Annotated in this window: 15 protein-coding genes; 8 read left to right on the top strand and 7 right to left on the bottom strand. The window is 56.5% G+C overall.

The features are described from left to right. Positions 1 to 78 precede the first annotated feature (78 nt). The 3 genes from ACFX4O_RS22090 to ACFX4O_RS22080 all read right to left on the bottom strand — a co-directional run bounded on the left by ACFX4O_RS22090 (position 79) and on the right by ACFX4O_RS22080 (position 2,653). Positions 79 to 462, bottom strand: a complete 384-nt coding sequence (locus ACFX4O_RS22090; protein WP_131408702.1) for a DoxX family protein — start codon at positions 460 to 462, stop codon at positions 79 to 81. Between the two features lie 114 nt (positions 463 to 576). After that, positions 577 to 1,953, bottom strand: a complete 1,377-nt coding sequence (locus ACFX4O_RS22085) for a heavy metal sensor histidine kinase (protein ID WP_380211244.1) — start codon at positions 1,951 to 1,953, stop codon at positions 577 to 579. After that, a complete protein-coding gene (locus ACFX4O_RS22080) occupies positions 1,946 to 2,653 on the bottom strand; it encodes a heavy metal response regulator transcription factor (protein WP_131408706.1) in 708 nt (235 codons plus the stop codon). Before ACFX4O_RS22080 ends, ACFX4O_RS22085 begins: the two co-directional genes overlap by 8 nt. A gap of 166 nt (positions 2,654 to 2,819) precedes the next feature. Between ACFX4O_RS22080 and ACFX4O_RS22075 the strand changes: the two genes are divergently transcribed. Next, on the top strand, positions 2,820 to 3,389 hold the full coding sequence (locus tag ACFX4O_RS22075; RefSeq protein WP_380211246.1) for a YceI family protein: 570 nt from the start codon (positions 2,820 to 2,822) through the stop codon (positions 3,387 to 3,389). Between the two features lie 17 nt (positions 3,390 to 3,406). Here the strand turns inward: ACFX4O_RS22075 and ACFX4O_RS22070 are convergent, their stop codons facing one another. From ACFX4O_RS22070 to ACFX4O_RS22060, 3 genes are read right to left on the bottom strand one after another with little or no spacing between them, the layout of a single operon-like run. Further along, on the bottom strand, positions 3,407 to 4,192 hold the full coding sequence (locus tag ACFX4O_RS22070; protein WP_380211248.1) for an anti-sigma factor family protein: 786 nt from the start codon (positions 4,190 to 4,192) through the stop codon (positions 3,407 to 3,409). Further along, positions 4,189 to 4,746, bottom strand: coding sequence for a sigma-70 family RNA polymerase sigma factor (locus ACFX4O_RS22065; protein ID WP_380211249.1), 558 nt, complete (start codon positions 4,744 to 4,746; stop codon positions 4,189 to 4,191). The genes ACFX4O_RS22070 and ACFX4O_RS22065 overlap by 4 nt, the downstream gene beginning before the upstream one ends. After that, positions 4,727 to 5,248 carry a tetratricopeptide repeat protein gene (locus tag ACFX4O_RS22060; RefSeq protein ID WP_380211251.1) on the bottom strand — a complete coding sequence of 174 codons (522 nt, stop codon included), beginning with the start codon at positions 5,246 to 5,248 and terminating at the stop codon, positions 4,727 to 4,729. The genes ACFX4O_RS22065 and ACFX4O_RS22060 overlap by 20 nt, the downstream gene beginning before the upstream one ends. 188 nt (positions 5,249 to 5,436) lie before the next feature. Here ACFX4O_RS22060 and ACFX4O_RS22055 point away from each other — a divergent pair, with 188 nt between their 5' ends. Further along, the gene (locus tag ACFX4O_RS22055; protein WP_380211253.1) at positions 5,437 to 7,107 is read left to right on the top strand and encodes a phospholipase D-like domain-containing protein; all 1,671 of its coding nucleotides are present in this window, start codon (positions 5,437 to 5,439) and stop codon (positions 7,105 to 7,107) included. 245 nt (positions 7,108 to 7,352) lie between these two features. Here ACFX4O_RS22055 and ACFX4O_RS22050 read toward each other — a convergent pair whose 3' ends face one another. Next, the gene (locus tag ACFX4O_RS22050; RefSeq protein WP_380211254.1) at positions 7,353 to 7,949 is read right to left on the bottom strand and encodes an NAD(P)H-dependent oxidoreductase; all 597 of its coding nucleotides are present in this window, start codon (positions 7,947 to 7,949) and stop codon (positions 7,353 to 7,355) included. Between the two features lie 112 nt (positions 7,950 to 8,061). Between ACFX4O_RS22050 and ACFX4O_RS22045 the strand changes: the two genes are divergently transcribed. The 6 genes from ACFX4O_RS22045 to nirB all read left to right on the top strand — a co-directional run bounded on the left by ACFX4O_RS22045 (position 8,062) and on the right by nirB (position 16,160). Continuing rightward, positions 8,062 to 8,658, top strand: coding sequence for a TetR/AcrR family transcriptional regulator (locus tag ACFX4O_RS22045; RefSeq protein WP_380211256.1), 597 nt, complete (start codon positions 8,062 to 8,064; stop codon positions 8,656 to 8,658). 60 nt (positions 8,659 to 8,718) lie between these two features. Continuing rightward, complete coding sequence (locus ACFX4O_RS22040) at positions 8,719 to 9,975, top strand: nitrate- and nitrite sensing domain-containing protein (protein WP_380211258.1); 1,257 nt, start codon at positions 8,719 to 8,721, stop codon at positions 9,973 to 9,975. Positions 9,976 to 10,251: 276 nt separating this feature from the next. Further along, positions 10,252 to 11,511: a CmpA/NrtA family ABC transporter substrate-binding protein gene (locus tag ACFX4O_RS22035; protein WP_380211260.1), complete on the top strand. Its 1,260-nt coding sequence runs from the start codon at positions 10,252 to 10,254 to the stop codon at positions 11,509 to 11,511. A 10-nt stretch (positions 11,512 to 11,521) separates the two neighbouring features. Further along, positions 11,522 to 12,409: a nitrate ABC transporter permease gene (gene ntrB / locus ACFX4O_RS22030; protein ID WP_131408726.1), complete on the top strand. Its 888-nt coding sequence runs from the start codon at positions 11,522 to 11,524 to the stop codon at positions 12,407 to 12,409. A gap of 9 nt (positions 12,410 to 12,418) precedes the next feature. Then, on the top strand, positions 12,419 to 13,213 hold the full coding sequence (locus ACFX4O_RS22025; protein WP_380211262.1) for an ABC transporter ATP-binding protein: 795 nt from the start codon (positions 12,419 to 12,421) through the stop codon (positions 13,211 to 13,213). A 34-nt stretch (positions 13,214 to 13,247) separates the two neighbouring features. Further along, the gene (gene nirB / locus ACFX4O_RS22020) at positions 13,248 to 16,160 is read left to right on the top strand and encodes a nitrite reductase large subunit NirB (protein ID WP_380211264.1); all 2,913 of its coding nucleotides are present in this window, start codon (positions 13,248 to 13,250) and stop codon (positions 16,158 to 16,160) included. Positions 16,161 to 16,173: the final 13 nt, after the last annotated feature.

The following is a 16,173-nucleotide window of genomic DNA, read 5'->3' as shown; positions in this document are numbered from 1 at the left end:
GGTCTTTGATTCGCTAAAGGCCGGAGTTAATTATTTCGATAGATAAAAAGGGCGCCGTGAAGGGCGCCTTTTTGCTGGTTATGATTTTCGCTGTTCGCGCGCCAGTAAGTAGAAACAGAGCAGGCCAGCGCAGATACTCATGTTTTTGGTGAATTGAATCACTTGCCCGGCTTGCTGTGGGCCGCTTGCCGCCCAGAACTGATGAAACATAATACTGGTGAGGAAAATATAAAAAATCCACAGTAGCGATATTTCTTTAACCCGATAACCAATAATAAATGCGATACTGCCGCCCAGTTCGATGGCAATGGCAAAAATGATCATCAGCTTGCCAATCAGCATGTCTCCAAACGGTGTTTTTAACACGTTATCGGTGAAGTTAATTATTTTTCCGCTGCCGCTATATAAAAATAGCGGGGTAATTAAGATACGGGCAACTACCATAATAATCTGGTTGTTCATGCGCGGTTCCTTGAATAAGTAAAAACCAATGAGTGAGCATGAACAGTATATTGGCGACACCCTGACGGGCGAATGACACCACTCTGTCAACGCTGTCAGGGATAATGGCTGGCGCTATTTATTTAGCGCCAGCGTAAAGCCAAAGATATTTTCGCCGTTCAGGCTGGTGGCAAAGACATCACCGCCGTGCATTTGCGCCACCGCTTTGACAATCGACAGCCCAAGCCCGTGGTTGGTATCGCTTTGCGTTCTGGCGTGATCGGCGCGGTAAAAGCGCTCAAACAATCTTTCCAGATGGTGGCTTTCAATGGCATCGCCATAATTTTTAACGCTCACCGTTGCATGCTGGTCGTTGCTACTTAAGGTGACCGTGACCTGGCTATTTTCGTAGGCGTAGCGGGCGCTGTTTTCCAGCAAATTGGCGAGCGAGCGGGTAAACAACCGCCTGTCAACGCAGATCGTCACATCACCTTCGATCAGCAAGTGCAAATGGCGATCGGTAAACGACGGTTCGGTATATTCGGCTGTTTTTAACGCTTCCTCGCGCAGCGACACTTCCGCAAGCTGCGCCGGATGTTTACCGGTTTGCGCATGGGACAAAAACAGCATGTCATTGACGATCGACGTCATGCGGTTCACCTCCTCAAGGTTTGATTCGAGGCAGGCTTCGAGCTCCTCATGGCTGCGTTTGCGCGAAAGGGCTAGCTGCGTCTGGCCGAGAATGCTTGAGAGCGGCGTTCTCAACTCGTGCGCCACATCGGCGTTAAAACTTTCCAGTTGTCGCCATGCGGTTTGCTGGCGGGCAAGCACGCCGTTAAAGGCTTCCGCCAGACCCTGCAACTCCTGCGGCAGCGCGGTGGCGTCCAGCCGCTGGCCGTCAATCCCCGGCGCAAGTTCACGCGCCTGTTGGCTGAGGAGTTCCACCGGTTGCATCCCCTGGCGGGAGATGACAAAGCCTAAAAAGGTCACGAACAGCACGCCCATGGTGGTGATAAAAATCAGCACCTGGGTAAATTCATTCAGTGTGCCCATATACGGCGTGGAGTCGATTGAAACCACGAAATGCAGCGGCGTTACGCCATCGCGGTAGCGAATGGTTTTCGTCAGAAGAAACAGCGGACACTGGTCGGTTTTTTCCCGGTTAACGCGGCTGAAACCATCGGTAAGCGCATTAAGATCGATCTCTTTTGGCGGCTCGCCACCCACTTGCAGCGTCGGATCGCTGCTTAAAATCCAGTAATGAACGCGCCCGCCTTCCGAGTTACTCAGGCTCATCAGCTTGGTTTTGAGTTCGTCCAGTTCATGATGATTAAACTTAGAAACAATCAACGGCTCCACCAGCGAATAGCGGAACATCAGCTCGTTATGCATCTGTTTATTCAGCGATTCGCGCAGCGATTCCCGCAAGCAAAGCGCATAAGCGAGGGCAATACATAAGGTGACCACCGCAAACGTCAGTGCCAGCTTGCGGGAAATAGAACGTTTAAACATACGCACTCATTTTGCCGGGATCTTCGTCGCGATACTCAAGGATGTAACCCATGCCGCGCACGGTGTGCAGCAACTTCTCTTCAAACGGAGAATCGATTTTGGCGCGTAAACGTTTAATCGCGACTTCGACAATATTGGCGTCGCTTTCAAAGTTCATATCCCAGACCTGCTCAGCAATCATCATTTTCGACAGCACTTCCCCCTGGTGCCTGGCAAGCAGGCTTAGCAGGGCGAACTCCTTTTGCGTCAGGTCGATGCGTATACCGTTGCGGTAAACTTTGCGCGCCAGCAGATCGAGTTGCAGGTTGTGGACCTGCAATTGAGAAATATCGAGCCCATCAGTTGGTCGGCGGCGCAGCAGCGCCTGAATGCGGGCCACCAGCTCAATCAGTGAAAAGGGTTTGGTCAGGTAATCATCCGCGCCCAGTCTCAGCCCCTTTACCCGCTCATCGAGCGAACCGCGCGCGGAGAGCATCAGCACCGGCGTCTGCTTCAGCTTGCGCAGGCTGGTAATGACGGTGTAACCGTCCATCGACGGCAGCATGACATCAAGAATAATGGCGTCGTAGTCCATCTCTGTTGCCAGGAACAATCCCTCGCGCCCGTCGGCGCAGACATCGACGTTGTAACCTTGCTCGCGTAGTGCGGTGTTGATGTAAGACGAAATTTTCTCTTCATCTTCGATTAAAAGGAGTTTCATGACGCTGGCCCTGATGATTACTTATAACTAACGTCAATAATATAAAGCGTTGCCGCCAACAATTGCCTGACCGTTAACTGACAATTTTGTAAGCAAAAGATGTAATAACGAATAAAATTCCCGACTGGTGCGTTTACGGTGTATCTGCAATCAGGAGAATCCATTTATGAAACGCATCATCCCAGGCATGATGATTGGCCTTTTGAGCGCGCCGGGCTTACAGGCGATGCCACTCAGCTACAATATCGCCACGCCCGCCACCACGGTAGCGCTCTCATGGCACGCGTTTGGTGGCGTTTCACAAGCTCACCTTGAAGGGGTGAGTGGGGACGTGACGCTGAACCCGGCAAAGGAGATTGAGGATCGCATTAACGTGACGATTCCCGTTGCGACGCTCATTGCTTCTAATAACTTGCTGACTTACCAGTTGAAAAGCAGCCTGTTTTTTGATGCTGAGCACTATCCGACGATTGCGTTTCACAGTAGCCGGGTGGTGGATTTAGGCGGCGGGCATTTTCGGGTTTTTGGTTCCCTGGCGGTAAAAAACGTTCAACGCCCGGTGATCCTCGACGCCACGCTGCAAAATCAGGGCAGGGCGGATCCGGGGCAACTTTCGCTCCATGCCACCACCGCTATCTCCCGTTCGGCGTTTAATATGGACAAGTTCGCCATATTGGTGGATGACACGGTGACGATAAATATTGAAATCCATGCGCAAGCCCGCCAGCCAGCGTAAACCGTAGCGGGCGAGACTTATGACAGCGCGGCGTGTAGCGCCTGCGCGTGTTGTGACAATTGCGGCGGTGGGTTTCGGCCTATCAGCACAAATTGATAGCCGCGCTGTTGCCACCAGACGAGGTGCATATCATGGCGATTTTCAGGCGTTAACGCACGCGTCTGACGCTCGCGCTCAGGCGAAATGCACAGCGCCATCGGACCATATTCCGCATCCATCCAGGCGATTTGCGCAATCGAGGTGCTGTCATAGCGCAGCATGCGCACCATTTTGAGTTCTGCGCCGATCAGTGCCAGTTGCGCCACCTTCAGGCTTAAGCCAATATCCTGCGCCGTGCGCGCCAGCCCGCGTTGCAGCGCCGTGGGCGAGCTGTCTGCATCCAGCAGCGTTTCCGCGCTATACAGCGACATGTATTGCGCCTCGAGATCGCGGATTTTCTCGCTCTCATCGCGCGCCACCGCCATGGGTCTTGCGAAATAGCCAAGCCCGCTGCCGATAACCAGAAAACTGAGCGACGCGGCAATCAGCGAACGACGGCTGACGCCTGCGGATGGGCGGGGCGACGCCAGCAGATCGTTTAATCGTGCCTGCATCCGTGCTGCGGGGGCTTCATCAAGCAGCGGTGCAAACGCCTCGGCAAAATCCGCAGGGTTTTGTCTTAGCGCCTCGGTGCGGCTGGCAAGCTGTTCGTCCTGGGCAAGCTGATGTTCAAATTGTTGCGCATCGGCTTCACTCATCTCGCCATCAAGCCAGGCGACGATCGCGTCATCCTGGTAGGGGGGGGTAAACGTGCTGGGTTTCACGAGCGTTTCTCCTGGGCTTTGGGCGGCGTATTCACTTTTTTCGCTAGCGTTGCGCGTGCGCTTGCCAGCCGGCTCATGATCGTGCCGATAGGCACCGCGAGCGTGTTTGCCGCTTCCTGATAGGTAAACCCTTCGACATAAACCAGAAACACGGTATTACGCTGTGCTTCCGGCAGCGCACTGACATGCTGCATAATTTTCGGGTAATGCAGACGCGCGTCATCCTGAGCGTGCGTATCTTCAGCCAGCAGTTCGTCGCTCTCCACAAAACCTTGCCCGATCCGCACGCGGCGCGCGCGCAAATCGGAGATCCATATCGAGTGCAGAATGGCGAAAAGCCAGCTGTCTATCCGCGTGCCGGGGGTAAATTGCGCGCTCTTTTCGAGCGCGCGAACGCAGGTCGACTGCACCAATTCTTCGGCAACCTCGCGGTTGCGCGACAGAACCAGTCCATAGCGCCACAGGCGTGTCAGATGTGCAGCAAGTTGCTGGCGAACGTCACTGGTGGTGATTTTGCGCTCCTCGCACCGGTATTCAGGATTCGGGGTGACCATTAATTGCTGCCTGCAGGTCGCGATACTCTTCGCATTGCATCCCGCAAAGCGTGGCGATGGTCTTCAGTTGTTCTTTTGCCAGATCCGGGCGGCCTTTTATCAGCCACGCTTCACCGAGATATTCACGCACTTTCGCATACTGCGGGTTGAGTGCCAGCGAACGCTGATAATAGCCAATTCCTTCATCGGTGCGACCCAGTTTCCGCGTGGCGTAACCCCGGTAGTTCCAGGCTTCAGCGGTATTACCGTTTTTCAGCGTATCCAGCAGATTCAACGCCGCCTGATATTCCCCTTTTTTCGCCAGATGATAAGCATAATGGGTTTTGTCTTCGTCACTGAGGCGGCTACTTTTTTCCACCACGCACTGTTTGAGCGAACTGTCATAAACCTGCCCGCTCGGGCAGTCTGGCGTTTTACTGTTGGTATTATCGTCTTCGGCGGCAAAAACCTGCGCGGCAGGCAGTAAAAATAGCGACAGCAACAGCGGGGCGAACATTTTCATGGTGAGTTCCTTCGTAACGTTGAGTAATCAGTTAACGCTGCAATGACGATTTCTATTCGAAAAAAATCACGTTTCCCGCAAAGCGCTTCTGATGCGGGCGACATCACCGTTACGTCACACATCCGGTTTATAATTTCATACGGCTTGTCGCGGTAATGTGAGTCTCTGATTCCGGCGGAGGGTAAATCATGCGTGTTAGCGGGCAGCAAGGTGAGTTAACGGCGTTAGCGGTGGCGGGCAGTTATGTGGTGTTGCTGGGCTGGGATATGCCCGAGCAGCACATCATCGCCGGTAACATTTTGGGTTTCGCCATTCAGCGCACGCGTAAAAGCGACGGTGAAGTCATCTGGCTAAACGGCATGAAAACCTTCGCCAGCGTCGAGCCGACGCCGACGCCTGCGCCGGGCGTGCCCGTTTCCTCTTTTAAACATCCTTTCCAGACGTTTCAATGGTCTGATTACAGTGTTTCGCCCAATGCTGAATATCGTTACCAAATTGTCGCCATGCGCGGGCCTGCCGGGGCATTAACGCCGGGCGATGCGGTGCAACTGACGGTGTTAACTGAGCCAGTGGATAAAGGTGAACACGCAATTTTCTTCAACCGGGGCGCGATTGCTTCTCAGGAATATGCCCGGCGTTTTCACAATGCCAGCCCGGCGGAAATTGGCGATGCGGCGTGGAAGTGGCTGTCGCGCGGCTTGATTGAAGGGCTGGAGCGATTTATCGGCCAGGCTGATAAAGGTGATGAGTTGCACGGTGCCATTTTTGAGTTCAAAAACAGCCGCATCTATGAAGCGCTAAAAAGCGCTGCCGCGCGCGGCGCGACCGTGAGCGTGATTTACGATGGCGACTCGCAGCGCGAGTCGAATGAAAAACATCTGGCGCACAGCGGCATCGAGGCGCTGGTGCACCCGCGCATACACTCTGGTCGCTATATGCATAACAAGTTCTTTGTCTTTCGGCGCCAGGGTGTGTCGCAGCAGGTGTGGACCGGCTCCACCAATCTGAGCGAAAACGGCATTTTTGGTCACTCGAATAATGCACACATCGTTCGCGATCCTCGCGTGGCCGAGCAGTATGAAACCTACTGGCAACTGCTGTTGCAGGATTTAACCCGCGCGCCAACGGCGAAAAAAGTCGAAACGATCACCGCCGCGCCGCCGGTTCCCTGGCGTGATGAAGTCAGTACCGTTTTTTCGCCGCGTACCTCACTTACCGCGCTGGAGTGGTACGCCCAACTCGCAGCAGGTGCGCAACGAGCGCTCTTCGGTACTTTCGCCTTCGGCATGAACAAACTGTTTGTCCCTGCCTGGGATCGCACCGATGAGGTGTTGCGCTTCGCCTTGCTGGAGAAAAAAGGCTCCGGCAGTCAGTACAAGCAACAAGCGGCGGAAATCGACCGTATCCGTAAACATCCAAATGTCACCATCGCCGTTGGACAAAACCTGGTGCTGAACGCCTTTGACCGCTGGCTAAAAGAGATCGAAAGCCCAGTGGAAGAGACGCACGTCACTTATATCCACACCAAATATTTGCTGATTGACCCGCTTGGCCCGGAGCCGATTGTGATTGTCGGTTCGGCGAATTTTTCCGCCGCCTCCACCGACACCAATGATGAAAACATGCTGGTGATCAAGGGCAACGCTGCCGTGGCGGACGTTTATCTTGGCGAGTTTATGCGCTTATTCACCCACTATGCGTTTCGTGAATCGGTGGCGCGCTCGCAACAACGCATCGTTGCGGGCGCGGTGTCGCCAAAATATCTGTACGAAACCACGCAGTGGATTGATGCCGCATCCGGGTATTTTGTCGCCGGTAGCGATCGCGCCCTGCGTCGCCGCTATTTTTCTGGCCAGTAAGCGGCGGCAAAATGGCGGTTGCAATAAATCATTGCCGGTGGCGATAGTTTCGCCTTCTGTTATTTTTTCCGCTTTGTTTAGTTTGATAAAAAGAGAAATAACCGGTGATAAAGCGTATCAGAATGGATATTTTGTTTACGTTCGGTGAAAAGCCAACAATTGCTGGGTGTTTTCTTTGCTGCGTGGATAATAATGACCGGCAGAACCCGCCTGAAAGGCGGGTTTTCACGGATAAAGTGAGAGGCTTATTGCTGGTGAGTAAATATCCGCTCCCCTATTTTTTGTGCCTCGCGTAATAACGCTTCCGGCGTGCCGAAATCAGGTAACATCAGCGTGGCATTGGTGAGTACCGGCGCAGCGCAATAATCAAAAATACCGTGGGCGATCTGCGTATTCCATGATTGCGCATAGCCATGTTTTTCAAAGGTTTTCATGTCCGCACCACCCAGTGCGATAAGGTGAACGGGCAAGTGCCCCAGTTTGCCGGAAACCTTGCTGTTTGCGCCCTCTTCATAGGCCCAGCCGTTAGAAAACACCCGATCAATCCAGCCTTTTAGCTGACCAGGCATCGTCCACCAGTAGATGGGGAACACCAGCACCAGCGCATCGGCTTTCCCAATGCGCGCCTGCTCGGCAAGTACATCGGCGGGCAGCGGCGCGCCTTCGGCGAAGGCGGTGTAATCTTCGGCATTAAACACCGGGTTAAAGCCTTCTTGCGTCAGATCGGCAAACTCTGCGCTATTTTGCCCATTTTTATCCGTAATACCCTGCGCAATAGCTTTCGCTACGCTGTGGGTTAACGAACGTGCTAAAGGGTGAGAAACCACGATTAATGCATGCATCTGAATCTCCTGGATTGCCATCCGCCGTTAACGGACGTAGTCTTATATACGAACAGTAACCTACCATTAGTAAGTTACTTTTGGTATATAAACCTGTCAAGGGAGAAACATCATGCCGGAAACGCGTGTGCGTCAGCGCTTGTCGCGGGAAGAACGCTATTCGCAGCTTGTCGATGTCGCGTGGCACATTATTCGCCAGGAGGGCACCGAAGCGCTGACGCTCGGCCATCTTGCGGAGTTAGCCGGTGTCACCAAGCCGGTGGTGTACGATCATTTCACCAGCCGTTCCGGGCTGCTGGCGGCGCTCTATCGCGAATATGATCAACGCCAGAACCGCAAAATGGATGATGCGCTGGCAAAGACCGCGCCTGAGTTAGCCGCGCGCGCCACGGTTATCTCCACCGCTTATATTGAGTGCGTGCTGTTTCAGGGGCGCGAAATGCCAAGTTTACTGGCGGCGCTCGCCGGTACGCCGGAGCTGGAAACTATCCGCCGCGAATACGCCGTCGATTTCATCGGAAAATGCCGCACTCTGTTCGCGCCATTTTGCGGCGAACCGCTGCGTGATGCGCCGCTGTGGGCCATGCTGGGAGCCGCCGAAGGGCTCGCCTGGGCGGCGGTGCAAGGTGCCATCAGCGAGTTGCAGGCGAAAGAAGAACTTTGTGCGGTGATTATCGCCATGGTGCGGGCGACGCTGCCGCGCGGCTAAACCTGTTCTACCTGGCGCGCACCTTGCATCAGGGAAGGAGGACTTCCCTGGAGCATACGCATGATAGCCAATTCATCGACCACCATCCGTTTCTTGCTCGCCTCGCGCCAGTGTGAGCTCAACAGCCTACGTTATCTGCTACAAGGCGGCGAGCTGGTGGGCAAAATCAGCCAACTGGTGCACATGCTGCAACGCGAGCGCGGAACCTCCAATATGTTTCTCTGCTCGACTCGCGGGCAATTTGCCGATGAGCTTATCCTGCGTGAACAAGAGGTGGCGCAGGCGCAAGCCCCGCTGATGGCGCAACTCGACACGCTGGAGCACCAGATTGCCGCGCTGCCGCAGGCTAGCCGCCTGTTCAGCCACGTCGCCAGCGTCGTTTACGCCCTGAGTTTGTTACCTGCGTTACGCCAGCAAATCCGCCAGCGCACGCTGCGTTTACCGCAGGCGATGAGCTTCTTTAACGACATCATTCGCCATTTGTTGTCGCTGGTGTTTGAACTTTCTGACACCGCCGCCGAACCGGCCATCTCCAGGCGTTTAATCGCCATGTTCAGCTTTATGCAGGGCAAAGAGTACGCAGGTCAGGAGCGGGCGACCGGCGCGGCCGCTTTTGCCGCTGGCACCTTCAGCGAAGAGACGCAGCAGAAATTGCTCAGCCTGATTGAACGCCAGGAGCGCTGTTTCGCCACCTTTGCCGATTTCGCCGACGACGAACACCGCCTGCGCTGGCAGCAGATGGCGGCCGACAGCCAGTTTGAACGTCTGCGGCGCATTGCCTGCACCGGGCGTGAGTTATACGAAGCCGACAGTTGCCTGCGCTGGTTTGCCCTCGCCACGCAGCGCATTGACGCAATGAAAACTCTGGAAGACGCCCTGGCGCAAACGTTAATGGCGCACTGCCAGGCGCGTATTGCCGCCACCGAGCAGGCCAATAACGAGCAACTCGCCGATATCGAAAGCCTGATGCCCGCACACGAAAACGAAGAGAGCAGCTACTCGGTGTTTAGCGATGCGCACGGCTGGCTGGAGAGCGGCGGCGTTCGCCCGCAGCTTGGCCGTTCCCTATTGGTGTTGGTGCAGCAGCAATCGCGGCGCTTGCAGGCGCTGGACACTGAGCTTGCGGCGCTGCGCGAAACGCTCAACGAGCGCAAGCAGATTGAGCGCGCGAAAAGCATGTTGATGCAGCACCGGCAAATCAGTGAAGAAGAGGCCTATAAAACCCTGCGGCGCATGGCGATGAACCAGAACAAAAAGCTGATTGAAATCGCCAGCGCCATGCTGGCGGTGGCCGATGTTTTTCAGTCTAACCCTTAAGGAGTAGCTGCACATTGCCAGTGCGAAAAGTGCCCTTCCGCAGTGCGCCGCGCTGGGGTGTTAACGGCAATATGCCGCGAAATCCGCCGTTTTCAATTCTGGCACAGCCTTTGCTTTAACCTTCCCAGGTAGAAAAAAATCACAACGCGCACCCGACCAACGGCGGTCGGTTTAGCGTTAAGCGGACAACGGCGTCCATAAGCGTGCAGCTTTGCACGGGCTTATGGGCGCCGTTTTTTTTTTGCATCCCACAACGGTGAGCAGCGCGAGGGTGGCATGAGTGATAACAACACGAAAGGTATGACGGTTTCCCGCCGTCAGTTTTTACTGGGTAGCGCGGCGCTGGGCGGCAGCCTGCTGGTGCCGGGCGTCATCAACCGCGCATGGGCCGCCGGTTCTGACGCACCGGAGCTTAAAGAGATCCGCGTGGGCTTTATTCCACTCACCGATTGCGCCTCGGTGGTCATGGCGGCGGTGAAAGGCTTCGACAAAAAATATGGCATCACCATTTTGCCGAGCAAAGAGGCCAACTGGGCGTCGGTGCGCGACAAGCTTCTTTCTGGCGAGCTGAATGCTTCGCACATTCTCTACGGCCAACTTTACGGCTTGCAAATGGGGCTTTCCGGGCCGCAAACCAACATGGCAGCGCTGATGACCCTCAACCAGAACGGTCAGGGGATCACGCTGGCTAACGCGCTGCACGAGGCGGGCGTCACCGATTTGCCCGCGCTCGCGAAGCATCTCGCCGCCAGCCCGGCGGGCACTTACACCTTTGCGCAAACCTTCCCGACCGGCACCCACGCCATGTGGCTCAACTACTGGCTGGCGAGCGCGGGTATTAACCCGCTCAATGACATCCGCAGCGTGGTGGTGCCGCCGCCGCAAATGGTGATGAACATGAAAATTGGCAACATGGTCGGCTACTGCGTCGGTGAACCGTGGAACCAGCGCGCCATCAGCGATGGCATCGGTTTTACCGCCGCGACCAGCCAGGATATCTGGCCGGATCACCCGGAAAAAGTGCTCGGCACACGCGCCGATTGGGTCGAAAAGAACCCTAACAGCGCCCGCGCGCTGACCGCCGCAGTTCTGGAAGCCTCGCGCTGGATTGACGCCTCGGACGACAACCTCCGTGAAACGGCGAAGGTGATTGCCGGGCGTGCTTACCTGAACACCAAAGAAGAAACCATTGTTGGCCGCATGCTCGGCCAGTACGACAACGGCATTGGCAAAAGCTGGAAAGATCAGCACGCGATGCGCTTTTTCCACGATGGCTCGGTCAACTACCCGTGGCTCTCCGATGGGATGTGGTTTCTCACCCAACACAAACGCTGGGGGCTGCTCGACAGCGATCCGGACTACCTCGCCATCGCCCGCCAGGTGAACCGCATTGATATCTACAAACAGGCCGCCGCCAGCGTGGGCAATGTTCCGCTGCCGGGCAGCGATATGCGCAGCAGCGTGTTGATGGATGGCGTTCGTTGGGACGGCAGTAATCCTGTCGCCTACGCCAACGGCTTTAGCGTAAAAAAATGAGAGGTCGCTGATGAAAAACCAGGCGCAAGTTATCCCGATTCCGCTGGACGAAGCGGCGAAAATTCCCCAGCAGGCAGAGATTGTTACGCTGCCCGCTAAAGTGCGCGTGCGTCGTCGCCCGTCGCTGTTACGCCCGCTGATGCAGCGCGTGGTGCCTGCGTTGCTCGGCATCGGTCTGCTGCTCTGCTTGTGGCAGGTGGTGGCGCTGAACAGCAAAAACTTTCCCACGCCGTGGCAAACATGGCTGGCGGCGCTGGAGGTTTTTGCCGATCCGTTTTATGTCGCCGGGCCTAACGATCAGGGCATTGGCTGGAATGTGCTGGCGTCATTAGCGCGCGTGGCGACCGGTTTTGGCCTTGCCGCACTGGTTGGTATTCCCACCGGTTTTTTGATTGGCCGCTTTCGTTTTGTCGCCAACATGCTTAACCCACTCATCTCCCTGCTGCGCCCGGTCAGCCCGCTGGCCTGGCTGCCGATTGGTTTATTGCTATTCCAGCGCGCGGAACCGGCGTCAAGCTGGACGATTTTTATCTGCTCCATCTGGCCGATGATTCTCAACACCGCCGAAGGCGTACGGCAGATCCCGCAGGATTACCTGAATGTCGCGCGGGTTCTGAAACTTTCCGAGTTCGCCATTATGCGCAAAATCCTGCTGCCCGCCGCGCTGCCCGGCATCCTCACTGGCATGCGGTTATCGATTGGCATTGCCTGGCTGGTGATCGTGGCGGCAGAAATGCTGACCGGCGGCATCGGCATCGGTTTTTGGATCTGGAACGAGTGGAACAACCTGAATGTGGAACACATCATCATTGCCATCGTGGTGATTGGCGTGGTCGGTCTGCTGCTGGAGCAGGCGCTGATGTGGATTGCTAACCGTTTTAACTACACCAACCGCTAGGGGGCTCTGATGCGTACCAATCCGATTATCCAGGTTCAGCAAGTGAGCCAGCGTTTTAACACCAGCAGCGGTGAGTTTTTGGCGCTTGATAACGTCAGCTTCGACATCCACCCCGGCGAAACCATTAGCCTGATTGGTCACTCCGGCTGCGGCAAATCCACGCTGCTGAATTTGATTGCCGGACTGACACTGCCCACCAGCGGCGGTCTGCTGTGCAACAACCGCGAAATCGACGGCCCAGGGCCGGAGCGCGGCGTGGTGTTTCAGAACCACTCGCTGTTGCCGTGGCTGACGGCATACGACAACGTCGGGCTGGCGGTGCGCCATGTCTTTCGCGGTGAAATGAGCAAAGTGGAGATACACGAATGGATCATGCACAACCTGGATCTGGTCCATATGTCCCACGCCTGGAATAAGCGCCCGCACGAGATCTCCGGCGGCATGAAGCAGCGTGTCGGCATTGCCCGCGCGCTGGCGATGAAACCGAGCGTATTGCTGATGGATGAACCCTTTGGCGCGCTCGACGCCTTAACCCGCGCCCATTTACAGGATGCGGTGATGGAGATCCAACAACGTCTGCATACCACCATTGTGCTGATCACCCACGATGTGGATGAGGCGGTGCTGCTTTCCGACCGTGTATTGATGATGACCAATGGCCCGGCGGCGAGTATCGGCGAAATCATGGCGGTGGAGCTGGAACGTCCGCGCTCGCGCGTTTCGCTCGCCGACGACGCGCAGTATCAGCGCTATCGCCAGCAGGTGCTGCATTTCCTGTATGAGAAGCAGCCCAAAGCGGCCTGATCTCTCTTTCTCTTTTGCATTAAGGATTCAGGTTATGAAAAAGCCCGTTTTAGCGGTGATTGGCCACGGCATGGTGAGCCACTACTTTCTGCAACAGCTTGTGGATCGCGAACTGCACCAGCATTACGACATCGTGGTATTTGGCGAAGAGCGGCTGCCCGCTTATGACCGCGTGCATCTTTCCGAATATTTCGCCGGGCGCAGCGCGCAGTCGTTGTCGCTGGTAAGCGAAGGGTTCTTTGCCGAGAGCGGCATCACGCTGCACTGCGCGAGCAAAATTGTCGCTATCGACAGCCAGCAACGCTGCGTGCGCGATGCGCAGGGTGTGGAAACCCACTATGACACGCTGGTGCTCGCTACCGGCTCGTATGCCTTTGTGCCGCCGATCAGCGGCAATACGCGCCCCGGTTGCCTGGTATACCGCACGCTCGACGATCTGGACGCCATTGCTGCGCAGGCGGAAAACGCAAAAAGCGGCGTGGTGATTGGCGGCGGTTTGCTGGGGCTTGAAGCCGCCAACGCCCTGCGTCAGCTAGGGCTGGAAACCCACGTTGTCGAGTTTGCTCCGCGCCTGATGGCAGTGCAGCTCGATGAAGGCGGTGCCATGATGCTGCAACGCAAAATCGAAGCGCTCGGCGTGCAAGTACACACCCGCAAAGAGACGCGGGAAATCATCGACGGCGAGCAAGCGCGCCATCGTCTCTGCTTTGCCGACGGCAGTTTTCTGGAAACCGATCTGCTGCTGTTCTCGGCGGGCATTCGCCCGCGCGATGAGCTGGCGGAAAGCGCAGGGCTGCAAAAGGGGCCGCGCGGCGGCATTGTCATCAACGATCACTGCCAGACCTCCGACAGCGCCATTTACGCTATCGGCGAGTGCGCGTTGTGGAACGGGCAGATTTTTGGCCTTGTCGCACCGGGCTACCAGATGGCGCGGTGCGTGGCGGACAGGCTTGCGGCGCGCGACACGCCGTTTACCGGCGCGGATATGAGCACCAAGCTGAAATTACTTGGCGTCGAGGTGGCCTCTATTGGCGATGCACATGGCAAAACCGCCGGCAGCCAGAGCTATCAGTGGACCGACGGCCCGCGTGAAATCTATAAGAAAATTGTCGTTTCCGCCGATGGCAAACGGCTGCTCGGCGCGGTGCTGATTGGCGATAGTGCCGATTACAGCCTGCTGCTGCAAATGGTGCTTAACGACATGCCGCTGCCCGCGCAGCCGCAAACGCTCATCCTGCCTGCACTTTCTGGTGATGCACCAAAAGGGCTGGGTGTTGCAGCGCTCGCCGCCAGCGCGCAAATCTGCTCCTGTCATAACGTCAGTAAGGGCGATATCGCCGCCGCCGTGGCGGGCGGTTGCAGCGAGCTTGGGGCGCTCAAAAGCTGCACCAAAGCGGGCACCGGCTGCGGTGGCTGCGTGCCGCTGCTGAAACAGGTTATGGAGCACGAGCTGCAACAGCTTGGTGTGGAAGTGAAAAAAGATATTTGCGAGCATTTTGCCTGGTCGCGCCAGGAGCTGTATCACCTGATCCGCCTGCACGATATTCGCACGTTTGACGCGCTTATCGACCAGTTCGGCCAGGGGCATGGCTGCGAAGTGTGCAAACCGCTGGTCGGCTCAATGCTCGCCTCGTGCTGGAACGATTATCTGCTTAAACCGCAACACCTGCCGTTGCAGGACACCAACGACCGCTTCTTCGCCAACATTCAAAAAGATGGCACCTACTCGGTGGTGCCGCGCATCCCGGCGGGTGAAATCACGCCGCAGGGGCTTATCGCCATCGGGGAAGTAGCGCAGCGCTACAACCTTTACACCAAAATCACCGGCGGGCAGCGGGTAGATCTGTTTGGTGCGCGCCTTGAGCAATTGCCCGCGATTTGGGAGGCGCTGATCGCCGCCGGGTTTGAAACCGGCCACGCTTACGGCAAATCCCTGCGCACGGTGAAATCCTGCGTCGGTTCCACCTGGTGCCGCTATGGCGTGCAGGATTCCACTGGCATGGCTATCGCACTGGAGAACCGTTACAAAGGGCTGCGCTCGCCACACAAAATCAAAATGGCGGTCTCCGGTTGCACCCGAGAATGCGCCGAAGCGCAGGGCAAAGACATTGGCGTGATTGCTACCGACAAAGGCTGGAATCTGTATGTCTGCGGTAACGGCGGTATGAAGCCGCGCCACGCGGATCTGTTTGCCAGCGATCTCGACAGCGAAGCGCTGATCCGCACCATCGACCGGGTGCTGATGTTCTATATTCGCACCGCCGACCGGCTACAGCGCACCAGCACCTGGCTGGACAACATGGAAGGCGGGCTGGCCTACCTCAAACAGGTGGTGCTGGAAGACAGTCTCGATATTGGTGCTGAGCTGGAGCGTGAAATGCAGCAGGTGGTCGACAGCTACCAGTGCGAGTGGAAAACCACGCTTGATAACCCGCAAAACCGCCTGCTGTTCCGGGGCTTCCTCAATAGCGATAAACCCGATGAAGCGGTAGTGATGGTGCCGGAGCGCGGGCAGATTCGCCCGGCAACGGCGCAGGAAAAACCGCTGGTGCAGAACCATTCACACATCGGTGATGGTGAGTGGGAGCACATTGCCGCACTGGCTGATATTCCGGTGAACGCTGGCATGGCGGCACGTCTTGGCCAGCAGCAGATTGCCCTGTTTCACCTGCCAGGCAGTGAGCAGCAGGTTTTCGCGCTCGAAAACCATGAACCGGGCAGCCACGCCAATGTGCTGGCGCGCGGGCTGGTGGGCGATGCGGGCGGTGAGCCCATTGTTATCTCCCCGCTGTATAAAAAACGCTTTCGCTTGTGCGACGGGCAAAGCCTCGACGATGCCGGGCTGCGCTTGCGTGTCTGGCCGGTGAAAATCCAGCACGGGCAAGTTTGGGTGCAGCACGCACCCGCCACGCAGAACACGTTCCCGGCAATTGCCGAAGCGTCTTAAGCAAACCCGGGGG

The organism is Kosakonia sp. YIM B13571 (assembly GCF_042788095.1).
Classification (GTDB): domain Bacteria; phylum Pseudomonadota; class Gammaproteobacteria; order Enterobacterales; family Enterobacteriaceae; genus Kosakonia; species Kosakonia quasisacchari.
The sequence above is the reverse complement of the archived record's forward strand: the minus strand, read 5'-3'. Positions and strand labels throughout refer to the sequence as shown.